Source organism: Pseudomonas sp. UBA6323 (assembly GCF_002439135.1).
Classification (GTDB): Bacteria; Pseudomonadota; Gammaproteobacteria; order Pseudomonadales; family Pseudomonadaceae; genus Aquipseudomonas.
Genome location: NZ_DJSX01000010.1, coordinates 68,910 through 85,129, shown reverse-complemented (window position 1 = coordinate 85,129; position 16,220 = coordinate 68,910). Strand labels below are relative to the sequence as shown.

At 62.8% G+C, this 16,220-nt stretch carries 17 protein-coding genes, 1 other RNA gene and 1 pseudogene; 9 read left to right on the top strand and 10 right to left on the bottom strand.

Translation table 11 applies throughout. The annotated features are described in order from the left end of the window. The coding region (gene dnaX, locus B3P22_RS03185; protein WP_296269828.1) for a DNA polymerase III subunit gamma/tau at positions 1-500 on the bottom strand (500 nt) is incomplete at its 3' end. Between the two features lie 458 nt (positions 501-958). Here dnaX and B3P22_RS03180 point away from each other — a divergent pair. Beyond that, a complete protein-coding gene (locus B3P22_RS03180; RefSeq protein WP_197859471.1) occupies positions 959-1,180 on the top strand; it encodes a hypothetical protein in 222 nt (73 codons plus the stop codon). A 56-nt stretch (positions 1,181-1,236) separates the two neighbouring features. Continuing rightward, on the top strand, positions 1,237-1,524 hold the full coding sequence (locus B3P22_RS03175; RefSeq protein WP_197859472.1) for a DUF3509 domain-containing protein: 288 nt from the start codon (positions 1,237-1,239) through the stop codon (positions 1,522-1,524). A 322-nt stretch (positions 1,525-1,846) separates the two neighbouring features. Here B3P22_RS03175 and ffs read toward each other — a convergent pair. From ffs to B3P22_RS23780, 3 genes and pseudogenes are all read right to left on the bottom strand, one after another. After that, an RNA gene (gene ffs, locus B3P22_RS03170) (signal recognition particle sRNA small type) lies at positions 1,847-1,943 on the bottom strand. Between the two features lie 82 nt (positions 1,944-2,025). Further along, the gene (locus B3P22_RS23785; protein WP_419096406.1) at positions 2,026-2,835 is read right to left on the bottom strand and encodes a methyl-accepting chemotaxis protein; all 810 of its coding nucleotides are present in this window, start codon (positions 2,833-2,835) and stop codon (positions 2,026-2,028) included. 126 nt (positions 2,836-2,961) lie between these two features. Beyond that, positions 2,962-3,594 (bottom strand): annotated as a pseudogene (locus B3P22_RS23780) (MCP four helix bundle domain-containing protein); the annotation flags it as partial. 428 nt (positions 3,595-4,022) lie between these two features. Here B3P22_RS23780 and B3P22_RS03160 point away from each other — a divergent pair. Continuing rightward, on the top strand, positions 4,023-4,301 hold the full coding sequence (locus tag B3P22_RS03160; RefSeq protein ID WP_197859434.1) for an HU family DNA-binding protein: 279 nt from the start codon (positions 4,023-4,025) through the stop codon (positions 4,299-4,301). A 52-nt stretch (positions 4,302-4,353) separates the two neighbouring features. On the opposite strand, the gene B3P22_RS03155 is transcribed toward B3P22_RS03160, so the two are convergent. The 5 genes from B3P22_RS03155 to B3P22_RS03135 all read right to left on the bottom strand — a co-directional run bounded on the left by B3P22_RS03155 (position 4,354) and on the right by B3P22_RS03135 (position 8,782). Further along, the gene (locus tag B3P22_RS03155; protein ID WP_296269827.1) at positions 4,354-4,863 is read right to left on the bottom strand and encodes a cupredoxin domain-containing protein; all 510 of its coding nucleotides are present in this window, start codon (positions 4,861-4,863) and stop codon (positions 4,354-4,356) included. Positions 4,864-4,948: 85 nt separating this feature from the next. Beyond that, on the bottom strand, positions 4,949-5,320 hold the full coding sequence (locus B3P22_RS03150; protein ID WP_296269826.1) for a hypothetical protein: 372 nt from the start codon (positions 5,318-5,320) through the stop codon (positions 4,949-4,951). Between the two features lie 70 nt (positions 5,321-5,390). Further along, positions 5,391-6,818: an arginine-ornithine antiporter gene (gene arcD, locus B3P22_RS03145; RefSeq protein ID WP_296269825.1), complete on the bottom strand. Its 1,428-nt coding sequence runs from the start codon at positions 6,816-6,818 to the stop codon at positions 5,391-5,393. A 71-nt stretch (positions 6,819-6,889) separates the two neighbouring features. Then, on the bottom strand, positions 6,890-7,492 hold the full coding sequence (locus tag B3P22_RS03140; protein ID WP_197859438.1) for a glutathione S-transferase family protein: 603 nt from the start codon (positions 7,490-7,492) through the stop codon (positions 6,890-6,892). Between the two features lie 132 nt (positions 7,493-7,624). Continuing rightward, a complete protein-coding gene (locus B3P22_RS03135) occupies positions 7,625-8,782 on the bottom strand; it encodes a PLP-dependent aminotransferase family protein (RefSeq protein ID WP_296269824.1) in 1,158 nt (385 codons plus the stop codon). Positions 8,783-8,865: 83 nt separating this feature from the next. Between B3P22_RS03135 and B3P22_RS03130 the strand changes: the two genes are divergently transcribed. The 4 genes from B3P22_RS03130 (at position 8,866) to B3P22_RS03115 (ending at position 13,556) form a co-directional block, all read left to right on the top strand. Beyond that, positions 8,866-9,387 (top strand): MarR family winged helix-turn-helix transcriptional regulator, encoded by a 522-nt coding sequence (locus tag B3P22_RS03130; protein WP_197859440.1) that lies wholly within the window; start codon positions 8,866-8,868, stop codon positions 9,385-9,387. A gap of 208 nt (positions 9,388-9,595) precedes the next feature. Then, a complete protein-coding gene (locus B3P22_RS03125) occupies positions 9,596-10,114 on the top strand; it encodes an RNA polymerase sigma factor (protein ID WP_296269823.1) in 519 nt (172 codons plus the stop codon). Then, positions 10,111-11,070 carry a FecR domain-containing protein gene (locus B3P22_RS03120; protein WP_296269822.1) on the top strand — a complete coding sequence of 320 codons (960 nt, stop codon included), beginning with the start codon at positions 10,111-10,113 and terminating at the stop codon, positions 11,068-11,070. The genes B3P22_RS03125 and B3P22_RS03120 overlap by 4 nt, the downstream gene beginning before the upstream one ends. A gap of 80 nt (positions 11,071-11,150) precedes the next feature. After that, positions 11,151-13,556: a TonB-dependent siderophore receptor gene (locus B3P22_RS03115; protein ID WP_296269821.1), complete on the top strand. Its 2,406-nt coding sequence runs from the start codon at positions 11,151-11,153 to the stop codon at positions 13,554-13,556. 53 nt (positions 13,557-13,609) lie between these two features. Here the strand turns inward: B3P22_RS03115 and B3P22_RS03110 are convergent, their stop codons facing one another. After that, a complete protein-coding gene (locus B3P22_RS03110) occupies positions 13,610-14,257 on the bottom strand; it encodes a hypothetical protein (RefSeq protein WP_296269820.1) in 648 nt (215 codons plus the stop codon). A gap of 144 nt (positions 14,258-14,401) precedes the next feature. Between B3P22_RS03110 and B3P22_RS03105 the strand changes: the two genes are divergently transcribed. Together B3P22_RS03105 and B3P22_RS03100 are read left to right on the top strand one after the other, a co-directional pair. Then, positions 14,402-15,013 (top strand): LysE family translocator, encoded by a 612-nt coding sequence (locus tag B3P22_RS03105; RefSeq protein WP_275544820.1) that lies wholly within the window; start codon positions 14,402-14,404, stop codon positions 15,011-15,013. Beyond that, positions 15,013-16,203: a benzoate/H(+) symporter BenE family transporter gene (locus tag B3P22_RS03100; RefSeq protein WP_296269819.1), complete on the top strand. Its 1,191-nt coding sequence runs from the start codon at positions 15,013-15,015 to the stop codon at positions 16,201-16,203. Before B3P22_RS03105 ends, B3P22_RS03100 begins: the two co-directional genes overlap by 1 nt. Positions 16,204-16,220 lie beyond the last annotated feature (17 nt).

The window sequence follows — 16,220 nt, the reverse complement described above, 5'->3', positions numbered from 1 at the left end:
AGCACGGTGACCGGCAGCTTCTGCGGATCCGTGGTGGCCAGGAGGAACTTCACGTGAGGCGGCGGCTCTTCCAGGGTCTTCAACAGCGCGTTGAAGGAACTGGTGGAGAGCATGTGCACTTCGTCGATCAGGTAGACCTTGAAGCGGCCACGACTTGGCGAGTACTGCACGTTGTCGAGCAGCTCGCGGGTATCCTCGACCTTGGTGCGGCTGGCGGCGTCCACTTCGATCAGGTCGACGAAACGCCCCTCGTCGATCTCCCGGCATACCGAGCAGGTACCGCAGGGCGTGGAGCTGATACCGGTTTCACAGTTAAGACACTTGGCGATGATCCGCGCGATAGTGGTCTTGCCGACACCACGGGTCCCGGTGAACAGGTAGGCGTGGTGCAGGCGCTGGCTGTCCAGGGCGTTGATCAGGGCTTTGAGCACATGGGTCTGGCCGACCATTTCGCGGAACGAGCGCGGACGCCATTTACGTGCAAGAACCTGATAACTCATGGAAAACCGTCATGTGAAGAAAGCAAAAGTGGGCTAATCCTAGCGGAGCAACCGGCAAATTGCATCCGCCATCCGAGCCCCAAGGTGACCGGGCATGAGCTCGGCAAATAGCTCTGGTCAATTCTTGAACAATGGCGTATCATTCGCGCCGTTCGTACCACGCTGTAAGTCAAAAAGGCCGTAGCGCCTCCTCGCTGGTTTCCCGGTTCAACGTCTAGTGCACCCTGCGCTGCCGCCCTCCCCGATCCCACCTGCTGACTGACCAGGCCGACTCGCCACTTATCGGCGCTGTTCTCTGCCTGCCTCCGACGTACCGACCACGCCGAAGAACCGTAACAATGGAACTTTATCGTGCCCATAAAGCTCCGAATGGTTTACCTAGCAGGCCGCTTTTCGGCCGACCTCATGGAGCAAAGCGCGCATCGATGCGCACACCGTTTTAAGGAAAACCTAACAACATGAATACTCAACATCAGATCCAGAAAGCCATCAGCACGCTGACCCACGCCTTCGCACCTTTCGACTGCCGTATTCAGGCAACGCGCAAGGGCAGCTTCAGCTTTACCCTGGTCGACAAGACCGGAATCGCCCAGTACAGCCAGCGCCTGTATCCCGGCCAGTACAACGACGACTCGTTGCAACAGGTGATCGAGCGTACCCGCCAGTCGCTCACGGCCTGAACCAATCCACCATCCCGAGGTCGAAGGTGACCAACCATCAGGATGGAGTGGGATATTTGGAACTCACCAACCAGCAACTCGTCGATCACCTGTTCAACCCGCTGCGTGCCAGCTTCAGCTCGCCACGCCCGGACGGCAGCATCATTCTCGCCCTGCTCGACGAGAGCGACAGCACCGTATACAGCCGAGTCCTGGCCAAACTTCAAGTCGACGACCAGAGCGCCTTCGCCCAGAGCCTGGAAGAGATTCGCCTTGAGTTGGCCCTACGCGCCGGCAATATTCCCGCCGACCTGCGCAAGACGCTCAAGGAACAGGACAGCGTGTTGAACTACCGCATCGCCTGATTCCGCCCGAAGACCAAAGCCCGCGCCATTGCGAGCAATGCTGTTCACTTAAGGTTGTACACGTTTGGCTCCCCTCTCCCATTTATGGGAGAGGGGCTGGGCGAGAGGGCTGAAAACACCGCAAAACTGCCAGTTTTCCCCTCTCCCTAACCCTCTCCCCAAAGGGGCGAGGGGACTGATCGCGTCCAACCATTTCTTATGTGAACAGCGTTAGCGCCATTGCGCGGGCTTTTTCTTGCACGCAGGAAAACGCCTGACGCGATATGCGACTGAAAAAGAGGGAATCAGGAAGCTGGCGAATGCTTGGAAAACTGGAGGTGGACCCTACCAGCCACACCCCGGCACTCGATGTCACCGCTGCGGCTGCTCCCTTCCGGGCCTGACCGGGTTCACGGCTGATCAATGCGAGGGGACCGGCAGGGCCACCATAACGCTGCCCACCATTGCGATGGGCCGCGCCATTGTAACGACTAAACGCAAACTTACAACTGCTTCAAACACTTAGATACGCAAGTCGCTCACCTCAAACGCGGAAACGGCCCACCAGTTGGGCCAGGCCAAGGGACAACTCGGACAGGTGCTGACTGGCCCGCGTGCTTTGTTCGGAAGTCTGCGCCGCCTCGTTTGACAGGTCGCGGATATCGCTGATGTTGCGCGCGATCTCCTCGGTGACGCTGCTCTGCTCCTCGCAGGCCGTGGCAATCTGCGCAGCCATGTCGTTGATCCGCTGCACCGCTGCACCGAATCACCGGTCACGCTCAGCGCCTGGTCCACTCCAGCTGCCTGCTCGACGCTCTGCCGCGCCCGGGCGCTACCCGAATGCGTAGCCCTGACCGCATTCTGCACACCGACCTGCAGGCGCTCGATCATTTGCTGGATATCCTTGGTCGAGTCCTGAGTACGCGCGGCCAGCGCCCGCACTTCGTCAGCCACCACGGCGAAACCGCGGCCCTGCTCCCCCGCACGCGCCGCCTCGATAGCCGCATTGAGCGCCAGCAGGTTGGTCTGTTCGGCGATGCCTTTGATCACCGCCAGCACTGCGCCGATGTTGGCCGTTTCCTGCTCCAGGGTCTGAATGGTGTCGGAGGCGCTTTCCACTTCCTGCGCCAGTTGCCGGATCGAGTTGATGGTTACGCCGACCACCTGCGCTCCCTCGCGAGACTGCACCTCGGCATGCCGCGCGGCATCGGCGGCACTCTGTGCGTTACGCGCGACTTCATGCACCGCCACGCTCATTTCTGTCGCTGCGGTGCTGACCTGATCCACCGCAGCATGCTCGCTACTGATCAACCGGTCGTTGGCCGCCGCCATTCCCGCCAGGCTCTTGGCCGAATCAGCCACTTCACCGGTTACCCGCCCGACTTCCCTGATCAGGGGCTGCAGCTTGTCGAGAAAACGGTTGAAGGCATGGCTGAGCTTGCCCAGTTCATCTCTGGACAGCACATCCAGACGCACCCGCAGGTCGCCATCGCCATCCGCGATCTGCTCGATGCGATGGAGCAGGCTGTGCAAGGGACGGGTCACCAATAGCGGAAAGCCGACCACCAGTGCCACGCAGACCAGCAGGCCGATGGCGATGATAAGCCCCTGCTGCCAGGCCAGAGCCTCACCGTGCGCAATGGCTTCGGTGCCGACAGTGTTGGCGGCGCTGTCTTCGAGTTCACCCAGCTTATCGATAGCGGTACGCGCTTGTTCGAAATGCACTTCGCTGTCAGCGAAACTCAGCCTACTGGCTGCGTTAGGATCGCTGTCGGCCATTTCCAATACGCGCAGAGAAGTCGCTTTCCAGCGCTCATAACCACGATCGAATTCCGCCACCAGCGCCAGCGCCTCTTTACTCGGCTGCATTGCGGCGAATTCGTGCACCCGGTCGTAGGCTTGCTGCAGGTTCTCCGCATGGGAGGCGCGAAGCTCCGCCGCATGCGCGTCGGAGTCCTCATCGAGCAAACTGCGCTCGGCAATGAAGGCTTGATAAAGATCACGGTCTGCATTGAGCAGCAGGCTGATTGCCGGCAAATGACGATTGGTCAGCGTGGTGCTGGATTCGGCAACCTGGGTGATGCCACGCATGCCCAGCGCACCCATGGTAACCAGCAAGGCAGCCAGCAATAGAATCGGCAGAGCGATTTTCCAGCGAAACCCTAAATCGGCGAATGCGCGCAACATGATGGCACTCCAACGATGGGCAGGTTTCAGAAGCTTAGTCGAGCCTTGCCAAGTCGCCGTCTGGCTGCAAGAACAATGATTGGCTCAGACCAGCCTGTGCGACCGGCTCGATAGCGAGCCATGCTCGGCACCACAACGATCGGCAACGCGCAGGCCGATGCGTTTTTTGGTCGCACGCCGGAACCACAAGGGCCGATGCGACACTAAGCCCTATCGGAAGTGCCTGCTGCGGCGCAGCCGAGCCCTATCTTTTGTGCTAGCTTTCCCACGTTTTCGGCTGTGCAGGCCTTGCCTGGCGCGCCGAACCTCTCACCTGCAAACGGAGTTACATCATGGCAATCACCAAAGACCAACTGATCAGCGACCTGGCCGAGGCCGTATCCCTGCCGAAAGCCACTGTCCGCACCCTGATCGATCAGTTGGGCGAAATTGTCGGCGACGCGCTGGAAAATGATGGTGAGATCACCCTGCCGGGTATCGGCAAACTGAAGGTGAGCGAGCGTCCGGCCCGCACCGGCCGCAACCCGCAGACCGGTAAAAGCATCGAAATCGCGGCCAAGAAAGTGGTCAAGCTGGTACCTGCCAAGGGCCTGACCGACGCGCTGAACTGATCCAGCGTCTGGCCGCGACTCGTCCTGAGTCGCGGCCATCCCCTACCCTGCCTTACTCAGCCAGCACCTCGATGCTGCCGCGCATACCCGCCTGGTAGTGCCCGGCGATCAGGCACGCGAATTCGAATTCGCCTGCTTGATTGAACGTCCAGATCATCTCACCCTGCTGCGCTGGCGCGACGTGCGCCATGTACGCCTCACCGTGCGCCATGCCCGGTGCCTTGAGCATCTCGGCGGCATGCTCGTCCAGAGTTTGCCGTGTTCCCAGAACGAACTCGTGCATCAGCTCGCCCTCATTGCGATGGACGAAGCGGATGGTCTCACCCTGCTTGACCTGCAACCTCTCGGGGGTGAAGCGCATGGTGTCGTCCATGCGAATCTCCACGCTGCGATCGACCTTGTCAGCCTGCCCGGCGATGCCCCAGGGCTTCTGCTGCGGGGCGTGCTGCATCATGTTCATGGCGCCATGGCCGGCGTGACTGTCCTCGTGGGCCTGGGCCTGCACCGCGCTGAGCAGTGTTGCGAGCAGCAGGGCTGGCACGGTGTAAGAAGCTCGTTTCATCTATCCATCTCCAATCATTCGTATCGTTAGCGCGCAACCAGACGCGCACGGCCAGCCAGATGCTGCCGTGGGTAAAGGTGTTCGATCAGACGAAAGAGAGACGCGGCGGACGCTCGGGCGTGTCCGGCACGATGGAGACAAGGCGCTCGTTCGATGAGCCAGGCGGCTGCGCAAGGCGCATCGGCTCGGCGTGAGCGAAGGGCTGGCTGATTACCACGGCACTGACGCAGAAGGCGCAGAGGCTGCAGGCGGTGGCGTTGGCCGGATGATGCGTGGCAGGTTTTGGCTTTTCGGCAGCCATCGCCGCACCATGCTGGGCGCCATGATCGGCTATCCCGTGCAGCGCGGCGCTGCCATGCACCTGCTGGCAAAGCTGCAGGCCGAACGCGGCCATGGCCTGAATCGGCAGGGCCAGTATCAGCAGACAGACAAGGGCGGTATGCAGCCGTTTGCGCATGGCAGGACAAGAGAGCCAGAAGAATGCGAACAGCGATTATCCACCTCCAGCCTGCATCCTCCAAGCCCACTCACAAACTCAGATGCCCGCTGTACAAGCCATAACCCGCCAGCAGCGCGGTCAGCAGCACCGCGATGAAGATCAGCCATTCAAAGTGCCTGAAAATCGCCTGCCCCAGCTCCCGCTTGGCCTTGTGGAACAGCAGCACGCCCGGCGCATAGAGCAGCGCCGACAGCAGCAGGTACTTCACCCCGCCGGCATACAGCAGCCAGATGGCATAGAGCGTGGCCAGCAGGCCGACCAGCAGGTCCTTGCGACGCGTGCCGGGCTGCCCCTCGTAGCTTTCGCCGCGCAGCACCAACAGCAGTGCATAGACCGACGACCACAGATAGGGCACAAGGATCATCGACGACGCCAGGTAGATCAGCGACAGGTAAGTGCCCTGGGCGAACAGGATGACCAGCAGAAACAGCTGAATCATCGCATTGGTCAGCCACAGCGCATTGGCCGGCACCTGGTTGGCGTTCTCCTTGCGCAAAAAGGCCGGCATGGTGCCGTCCCTCGCCGAGACGAAGAGGATTTCGGCGCACAGCAATGCCCAGGACAGCAAGGCGCCGAGTAGCGAAACCGCCAGACCGATACTGATGAAGATCGCCCCCCAACGCCCCACCACATGCTCCAGCACGCCGGCCATGGAGGGGTTCTGCAGCGCCGCCAGCTCGGGCTGGCTCATCACCCCCAGCGACAACAGGTTGACCAGCATCAGCAGCGCCAGCACGCCGAGAAAACCGATCACCGTGGCCTTGCCCACGTCGCTACGACGCTCGGCCCGCGCCGAATACACGCTCGCTCCTTCGATACCGATGAACACGAATACCGTCACCAGCATCATGTTGCGCACCTGCTCCAGCACACTGCCGAACTGCGGATTGCTGCGGCCCCAGATATCGCGGGTGAAGATGTCGCGATCGAAGGCCAGCGCGACGATGACGATGAACAGCAGGATAGGCACCAGCTTGGCGGCGGTGGTGATCAGGTTGATCAGCGCCGCCTCCTTGATCCCGCGCAGCACCAGAGCGTGCACGCACCACAGCAGCACCGACGCGCAGCCAATCGCCAGCGGCGTATTGCCCTCGCCGAAAACCGGAAAGAAGTAACCCAGGGTCGAGAACAGCAGGACGAAGTAACCGACATTGCCCAGCCAGGCGCTGATCCAGTAGCCCCAGGCCGAGGAGAACCCCATGTAGTCGCCAAGACCGGCCTTGGCATAGACGTACACGCCGCCGTCCAGCTCCGGCTTGCGATTGGCCAGGCTCTGGAACACGAAGGCCAAAGCCAGCATGCCCACCGCAGTGATGCCCCAGCCGATCAGCACCGCGCCCACATCAGCCCGCGCAGCGATGTTCTGCGGCAGCGAGAAGATCCCGCCACCGATCATCGAACCCACCACCAGCGCGGTCAGCGATCCCAGCCCCAGCTTGCGATTTCCATCCGACATGGCGGCTCCCTCGTACGGTTACCGCCAAACTCTAGTCGAGGCCGGCTCACCTGCCAGCCTTTTCAGGCTGCTCAGCCCAGCAGGGTGACGTGACGCGGATGACTGGCAACGCGATCGACCCAGGCGCGTATGGCCGGGAAGGCTTCGAGGCTGAAGCCGCCTTCGTCCGCCACATGGGTGTAGGCATACAGGGCGATATCGGCGATGGAGTACTGTTCGCCAACCAGATAGGGCGTGCGTTCGAGCTGCTTCTCCATCACCTTGAGCGCCTTGTAGCCGCCGCTCAGGCAGCGTGCATGCTCCTCACGGCGGGCTTCGGGCAAGCCCTGATAAAGCTGGATGAAGCGCGCCACCGCGACATAGGGCTCGTGGCTGTACTGTTCGAAGAACTGCCACTGCAGCACCTGGGTACGCAGGCGCGGCTCGCTGGGCAGGAACTCGCTGCCATCGGCGAGGAAGTTGAGGATGGCGTTGGACTCCCACAGGCAGGTGCCGTCTTCCAGCTCCAGCACCGGGATCTTGCCGTTGGGGTTCTTGGCCAGGAAGGCTTCGCTCTGCGTCTCGCCCTTGAGGATATCGACGTCAATCCACTGGTACGCCTCGCCCAGCAGATGCAGCATCAGCTTGACCTTGTAGCAGTTGCCCGAACGGTAATCGCCGTAGACCTTGAACATCGCGTTGCCCTCCCATCAATCCTCGCGGCAATCTCGCCGCCAATCACCCTGCTTTTGTAGGAGCGGCTGGACGGCATTCCGCTTCAGCCGCAAATTTCGCGGATAAATCCGCTCCTACAGGGAAATATCCAATCACGCACCCTGCGCATCGCGGATCACCGCCGCCAGCCGGCGCAGCCCCTCGCCCAGACGCTCCGGCGCCACATGACTGAAGTTCAGTCGCAGGTGGCCGGGGTTGGCATCCGGGTCGATGAAGAACGGCTCGCCCGGCATGAAGGCGACGTTCTGCGCCAGTGCCGCATCGAGCAGCGTGCGGGTATCCAGCGGCTGCTTCAGGGTCAGCCAGAAGAACAGACCGCCCTGGGGGATTTCCCACGAGGCCAGATCGCCGAAGTGCTCCTGCAGAGCCGCCTGCATGGCGTCGCGACGGATGCGGTAGAAATCGCGCAGCTCGGCCAGGTGGCCACGGTACTGCTCGCTGCCCAGCCACTGCAGCGCCTGCCATTGGCCGATGCGGTTGGTGTGCAGGTCGGCCGACTGTTTCAGACGCAGCAGGTGCGGGTACAGATCCCTGGTGGCGATCAGGTAGCCGACGCGCAGGCCCGGCAGCAAGGTCTTGGACACGGTGCCGGTGTAGATCCAGCTGGCCCTCTGCAGGCGGCTGACGATGGGCGTGGCGCTCCCTTCATCGAATACCAGCTCGCGGTACGGCTCGTCTTCGATCAGGGTCACGCCGAACTCGTCGAGCAGCGCCGCTACCGCTTCGCGCTTGGCTTCGCTGTAACGGGTGCCGGACGGATTCTGAAAGGTAGGGATCAGGTAGGCGAAGGCCGGCTTGTGGTTTTCCAGACGCTGGCGCAGCGCAGACAGCTCGGGGCCGTCGGCCTCCTGCGGCACGCTGATGCAATCGGCGCCGAACAGCTGGAAGGCCTGCAGTGCGGCCAGGTAAGTCGGCGCTTCGAGCAGCACCTCGGTGCCCGGATCAATGAACAGCTTGGAGGCCAGGTCCAGGGTCTGCTGCGAGCCGCTGACGATCAACACCTGGCTGGCATCGCAGGGCACGCCCAGCGCACGCGCCTCGGCGGCGATGGCTTCACGCAGCGCCGGCTCACCTTCACTCATGCCGTACTGACCCATGCTCGCCGGCATCTCGGCCCAATCCACCTTCGGCAACATCGGCTCGGCCGGCAGCCCCCCGGCGAACGACATCACCTCCGGACGCTGCGCCGCGGCAAGAATTTCACGGATCAGGGAGCTTTTCAGGCGGGCGATGCGTTCGGAGAAGGCCATGGGATGTCCTGGGGTGCAAAAGTCGTTGTAATTAAGTCAAACTGCTTGACCGAAACTACGCCGCCAACCCGAGATACGTCAATATGACTGACCTAAAAAATTTCCCCGAGAAGTTTTTAGCTCCATCCGCCGAGGGCGCGCAAGGTGGCCGTCATGGCGCGCAGGTCATCAAGAACGCCGCGGCTCAGCAGGCTGCCATGGAAGCCTTCTTCTTCGGCTACCAAGCTTTCACCGCCAAGCCCGACGAAATGCTCGCCAAACGTGGCCTGTCACGGGTGCATCACCGCATCCTGTTCTTTATTGCCAAGTATCCGGGGCTGAACATGAGCGAACTGCTGGGTTACCTGGGCGTGAGCAAGCAAGCGTTGAACATGCCGCTGCGCCAATTGATCGAGATGGACATGGTGCAGAGCGAAGCGGCCGCAGACGACAAGCGCAAGCGCCTGCTCGGCTTGAGCGCGGAAGGCGCCAAGCTGGAACAGGCCCTGCGCCGCGAACAGGCGCGCCTGTTGCAGCGCGTGTTCGGCGAGATGGGCGAAGACGCCGTACGCGGTTGGCTGGATGTCAATCACGCCCTGGCCCGCGGTCGCCAGGAAGGCACCTAAGCATCGTCGTCACAAGCCCCCCGTAGGAGCGAGCTCTGCTCGCGAACCCTCTTATTCGCGAGCAGAGCTCGCTCCTACCGATTCAGCCCGCCTTTTCGTTCCCCTTCACCACCGGTCATGCCACACCAACGCGTGATTGCACGCTGACACGACCTCTGCAATCATATGCGAATCATTATCACCTTAACTTAGATGTCGCGAGGTGCGCGTGTCGGTTCAGGATTCCAGCAATCAGCAGCTGGTCGGTCTGCTTTATCGCGACCATCGTGACTGGCTGTTCGGCTGGCTGCGCAGAAGCCTGAATTGTGCGCAGCGCGCCGAAGACCTGAGCCAGGATACCTTCGTGCGCCTGCTCGGTCGTGCTGACCTGCACACCCCACGCGAGCCCAGGGCCCTGCTTACCACCATCGCCAAGGGCCTGATGGTCGACCAGTTCCGCCGCAGCGCGTTGGAACGCGCCTATCTGGAGGAACTCGCTCAAGCTCCCGAAGCCGTGCAGCCGAGCCCGGAGGAACAGACACTGGCGCTGGAACAGCTGGCCGAGATCGACCGCCTGCTCGGGCAGCTGTCGAGCAAGGCACGTGCGGCTTTCCTCTATAACCGCCTGGATGGTCTGGGCCACGCCGAGATCGCCGAGCACCTGGGTGTGTCCGTCTCACGCGTGCGCCAGTACCTCGCCCAGGGCCTGCGCCAGTGCTACATCGCACTGTACGGGGTGGCGCAGTGAACCAGGTTTCGGCGCGCGTACTCGATGAAGCCATCGCCTGGCAGCTGTGCCTCGACTCGGGGGAAGCCAGCGAGCAGCAACGTCACGATTTCGCCGACTGGCTCGCCGCTCACCCGGAGCATGGCCTGGTCTGGCGGCGCCTCGGCGGTATCGACCAGCAACTCTCCGCCGCCAGCGCCCCCATGGCACGGCGCGCCCTGCTGCAGAGCAGCGTCAATCGTCGACGCAGCCTGCGCCGGTTTGGCGGCAGCGCTTTGGGCGTGCTGCTGGCCGCAGGCATGACACTGACGTTGCTGGCTCAGCAGCGCCCGCTGGGTGATTACCTCGCCGACTACCATACCGCTGGCGGCGAGCAACGCGACCTGTTGCTCGCCGACCGCAGCCAGATTCGCCTCAACAGCCGCAGCGCACTGGATATCGAGTTCGACGACAACGAACGACGCCTGCATCTGCGTAGCGGCGAGATCCTGATTCAGACGGCCAAGGGCGATGCCCGCCCCTTCGTCGTAGAAACGGATCAAGGGCGCCTGCGCGCACTGGGCACGCGCTTTCTGGTGCGACGCGACGGCGCCGCCACCGAGTTGATCGTATTGCAGTCGGCGGTCGCGGCCAGACCGCTGGCTGGCTCGCAGGAGCGCGTCATTCACAGCGGTGAACAGGTGCGCATGGACAGCCAGCACCTCAGCGACAGCAGCCCCGCCCCCGTCGGCGCCGACGCCTGGAGCCGCGGCATGCTGGTGGCGGACAACCTGCCGCTGCAGAGCCTGATCGACCAGCTTGGCGAATACCGCAGCGGCTATCTGAGCCTCGACCCGAGCCTGGCCGGGCTGCGCATCAGCGGCAGCTTCCCACTACATGACAGTGACAAGGCGCTGGCCGCGCTGGCATTGAGCCTGCCAGTACGGGCCGAGCAGTTGGGCCCTTGGTGGACTCGCGTGGTGCCGGTGGAAAAATAATTTTCCCCGCCCCTGACACTTTTCCTTTCTGCTTCGGCAGAAGGGCATTGAGATACATTAACTCTTAGGAGAGATTCGCAATGTCCTTCCGCCCTGTCCCGTTCCGCCATACGCTGTTGGCCCTGACCATCGCCTTCGCCGGCCATGCCGGGCTGGCTCATGCCGAGCCCTATCAGTTGCCGGCCGGCCCCTTGGCCGCCACGCTCAACCAGATCGCCAGCCAGGCCGGCGTAACGCTGAGCATTGATCCCGCGCTGACCGAGGGTAAACGCTCGGCACCGGTCAGCGGTGACTACGAAGCCATCGAAGCGCTCAATCAGGCGCTGCGTGGCACCGGCCTGCAGCTGCAAGGCAGCGGCGGCGCTTACAGTCTGGTCCCGGCAGCAGACGCAGCAGTTGCGCTACCGGACGTGACCGTCACCGCCAGCGAGCAGGCCGCCGAAACGGCTTTGGGCCCGACCCGCGGCTACCTGGCCAACCGCACAGCGACCGGCACCAAAACCGACACACCGCTGCTGGAAACGCCGCGCTCGATCTCCGTCGCCACCCGCGAACAGATGCAGGACCGCAAGGTGCAGAACCTCGATGACGCCGTGCGCTACATGCCGGGCGTGATCGCCAGCAGCTACGGCAGCGACAGCCGCGCCGACTGGATGAAGATCCGCGGCTTCGAGCCGATCCAGATGCTCGACGGCCTGCCGCTGCCCAAGGGCAGCTACACCATGGCCAAGCTGGAAACCTGGAATCTGGAGCGTGTCGCCGTGCTGCGCGGCCCCGCCTCGGCTGTGTATGGCCAGACGCCGCCCGGTGGCCTGGTGGATGCCGTTAGCCGCCGCCCGCCATTTGAAAGCAGCCATGAAGTACAGGTCCAGGTCGGTAACTACAACCACAAGCAGATCAGCTTCGACAGCACTGGCAAGATCGATGATGAAGGCCAGTTTCTCTACCGTTTCAGCGGCACCGGCCGTGACAGCGGCACCACCGTCGAACATATCGACGATCAGCGTTTCAATCTCGCGCCAAGCCTGACCTGGAATATCGCCGACGACACCAAGCTGACCTTCCTCGGTCAGTTCAACCGTGACGATACCGGCGGCACCAGCCAGTTCCTGCCGCTGCAAGGCACCAAGCTGGGCACGCCAGCCGGCAAGGTCGACTATCACAAGAACCTTGGCGATCCCGACTGGGAGTTCTACGACAAGACCTTCTACGCGCTGGGCTACGCCTTCGAGCACCGTATCAACGATATCTGGCAGTTCAATCAGAACCTGCGCTACAGCAAGCTCGAACTGGATAACCAGATCATCACGGCTGGGGGCTGGGCCACTGCAGTGGCTGACGATGGCACCGTTGCGCGCGGCGCCAACGTGTACGACGAAAACATCAGCCACTTCGCTGTGGACAACAACTTCCAGGCCGACTTCAGCACGGGCGCAATCGGGCACACCTTGCTGCTCGGCGTGGACTATCTGCGCGTCGACACCGATTACCGCTGGCTGTATGGCACGGCGCCGAGTAGCAACATCGTTCGCCCGATCTATGGTCAGGACTTCAGCAACGTCGCCTACACCGCCTACCAGGACTACAACCAGAAACGCCGCAACACCGGCCTCTATCTGCAGGACCAGATGTCCCTCGACGCCTGGCGCCTGACCCTGGGTGGCCGCTGGGATCGCCTGGACACCGACTCGGTATTCCACAACGCCAACGATGCCAAGGATAGCCGCCGCGACAGCCAATTCAGCGGTAACGCGGCGCTGAGCTACGTGTTCGAATCGGGCTTCACGCCTTATGTGTCCTATGCCGAATCCTTCCAGGCCGAAGCGGGCGGTAATAGCGGCGCAGCATTCAAACCCAGCACCGGCAAGCAGTACGAACTGGGCATCAAGTACCAACCTCCGGGCAGCGACATGCTGTTCACTGCCGCCGTCTATGACCTGACGCGGCAGAACATCGTCACCACCAACATCGCCGGTGCCACCGAGCCAGTAAGCGAGGTGGAAGTTCGTGGCCTGGAGCTGGAAGCTACCGGCAACGTCACCGAGAACCTCAGCCTGACCGCGTCCTACAGCTACACCAACAGCAAGATGACCGAGGTCGGCGACCCACGCGACAAGAACCGCGCCCTGCCGCTGATCCCCGAGCATCAGGCGTCGATCTGGGCCGACTATGACTGGAAACAGGGTGCACTGGCAGGCTTCGGCATTGGTTTTGGCGCCCGCTTCGTCGGTTCCACAGACAATATTGCCGTTGGCAACCTAGGTTTCGTGCGTGACGCATCCGACGGCCACAGCAGCGCTTACACCGTCTACGACGCTGCGGTGCGCTACGACCTCGGCCAACTCGATGGCAGCTTGCGCGGCGCCAGCATCTCGCTGAACGCCAACAACCTGTTCGACAAGGAATACCTGGCCACCTGCGACGGTTTCTACTGCTACGCCGGCGACCCGCGCCGGGTTACGGCGAGCCTCGACTACAAGTGGTAATCGGCTGAAAACAGGAGCCGCCCAATGGGCGGCTCCTGTCATTTACGCCGCTGTCAGTCGGCAGCGCCGCGCAACTCGGCAGCGCCTTTGAAGAACACCCCCATCAGCGCCACTCCAGCGCCGAGCAACGGCAGCAGTGCCAGCAGCATCAACAACACGCTGGCCAACATCAGCCCACCGACGATATCCAGCCAGGCCATCACCTTCAGTGACCGGTAGGGATATTCCAGTTTCAGCAAGCGTATCCCCAGCCAGGTCGTACAGCTGCCCATCAGACACAGCAGCGTCATATAGCTCAGTGTCTGCCAGTCCAGCCCGGCAAACAGCTGCTCGCCGAATAGCACATCAGCCAGCTCCATCAAAAGGGAAACGAGCAACACGGCCCATACCGGCGCGCTCAGATTGCGCGCTGCGAAGCGGACCTCGGCAAAGGCTTTGAAGCGCAGCAGCAGGTAGCAACCAAGCAGTACCAGCACCAGACCCAGCCAGTCGGTGTAGGCGAACAACAGCTCGGCCTCCTGCGCGTCCAGCAGCGCCCCGGCGAACAGCAGGGCGACCACCAGGGCATTGATCAGCACCGAGACCAGCGCCAGCCAGCCCAATACCTGCAACTGCCTGGCACTCCAACCCGGCAACGCCTGGACCCCGGCCCCCTCGAGCAAGTCCGCCTGTGGCGCACGGTAAGGATTGTCCGGTTGCATCGCCTCTTATCCTTGTTCGGCCAAACCCCGAGGCTAACTACCTGCGCAACGCTTGACCAGACTGTATGGCCCAACCCAGCCATGGCTGTACCGCGACGCCGCTGCGGTGGCGCAATAGGCTTTGCCAGTCCCCGGAGAACGACCATGTCCACCGAACTGCTGCTCGCCTTCATTGCCTTCGCCTTCGTCACCTCGGTGACGCCCGGCCCCAACAACATGATGCTGCTCGCCTCCGGCGTGAACTTCGGCGTACGCCGCAGCATTCCGCACATGCTCGGCATCAGCCTCGGTTTCATGCTACTGGTGGCGGCCGTGGGTCTGGGTCTTGGTCAGGTGTTTCAGCGCCTGCCGGTGCTGCACGACGTGCTGCGCTACGTCGGCGCGGCGTATCTGCTCTATCTGGCCTGGAAGATCGCCCAGTCCGGCGCGCCGCAGAGCCGCGAGAATCCCGAGGCCAAGCCGTTCACCTTCATCCAGGCCGCTGCCTTTCAGTGGGTCAACCCCAAGGCGTGGATCATGGCCATCGGTGCCATTACCACCTACACACCGCAAGACGGTTTTTTCAGCAACGTACTGCTGATCGCGGCCCTGTTCGCCCTGGTCAACTGCCCCAGCGTGGGCTTATGGACCATCGCCGGCAGCCTGCTGCGCAAATGGCTGAACAACCCGCGCGCCCTGCGCGCCTTCAACATCGGCATGGCGCTGCTGCTGGTCGCCTCGCTCTATCCCATCATCGTCGACACTGGAATGTTCTGATGCAAGACGCCGCCCCTACCCGCCTGCGCCCACTGGCGGACACCTCCACCTCGGCCGTGGTCGCTGGCTTCATCGCCATGCTCACCGGCTATACCAGCTCTCTGGTGCTGATGTTCCAGGCCGGTCAGGCTGCCGGCCTCACGGCAGGGCAGATCTCTTCGTGGATCTGGGCGCTGTCGATCGGCATGGCGCTGTGCTGCATCGTGCTCTCGCTGCGCTATCGCGCGCCGGTGATGATCGCCTGGTCCACCCCGGGCGCCGCGCTGTTGATCACCAGCCTGCCGCAGGTTTCCTATGGCGAGGCGATTGGCGCTTATATCCTGGCCTCAGGCCTGATCGTGCTGATCGGCCTGACCGGTACCTTCGACCGCCTGATGCGCCGCATCCCGGCCTCCATCGCCGCCGCCCTGCTGGCCGGCGTGCTGTTCAAGATCGGCCTGGAAATCTGCGTGGCCGCCGAACAGCAGCCGATTCTGGTGGTCGCCATGCTGCTCGCCTACCTGCTCGGCAAACGCCTGTGGCCGCGCTACTCGGTGCTTTGCGCACTGATCGTCGGCAGCGTGCTGGCCGCGGTCTTTGGCCTGCTGGATTTCAGCGATTTCCAGCTGCAACTGGCAACCCCCGAATGGACGACGCCCAGCTTCTCCCTGGCCGCGGCGATCAGCATCGGCATCCCGCTGTTCATCGTCGCCATGGCCTCGCAGAACCTGCCGGGCATGGCCGTACTGCGTGCCAATGGCTATGACGTGCCGGCCTCGCCGCTGCTGACCAGCACCGGCCTGGTGTCGATTCTGATGGCGCCGTTCGGCAGCCACGGCATTCACATGGCTGCCATCAGCGCCGCCATCTGCGCCGGCCCGGAGGCTCATGAAGACCCACGCAAGCGCTACACCGCTGCGGTCTGGTGCGGGGTGTTCTACGCCATCGCCGGCATTTTCGGCGCCACCCTGGCCTCGCTGTTCGCCGCGCTGCCGGCAGCGCTGATCCTGTCCATCGCCGCGCTGGCACTGTTCGCCTCGATCATTGGCGGCCTGACCCAGGCCATGAGCGAGCCCAACGAGCGCGAAGCGGCGCTGATCACCTTCCTGGTCACAGCTTCCGGCATGACCCTGGCCGGCGTTGGCTCGGCGTTTTGGGGTATCGCCGCCGGCCTGCTGACACTGGCCGTGCTGAACTGGGGCAAGCGGTAGATTCTCTGTAGCACGGA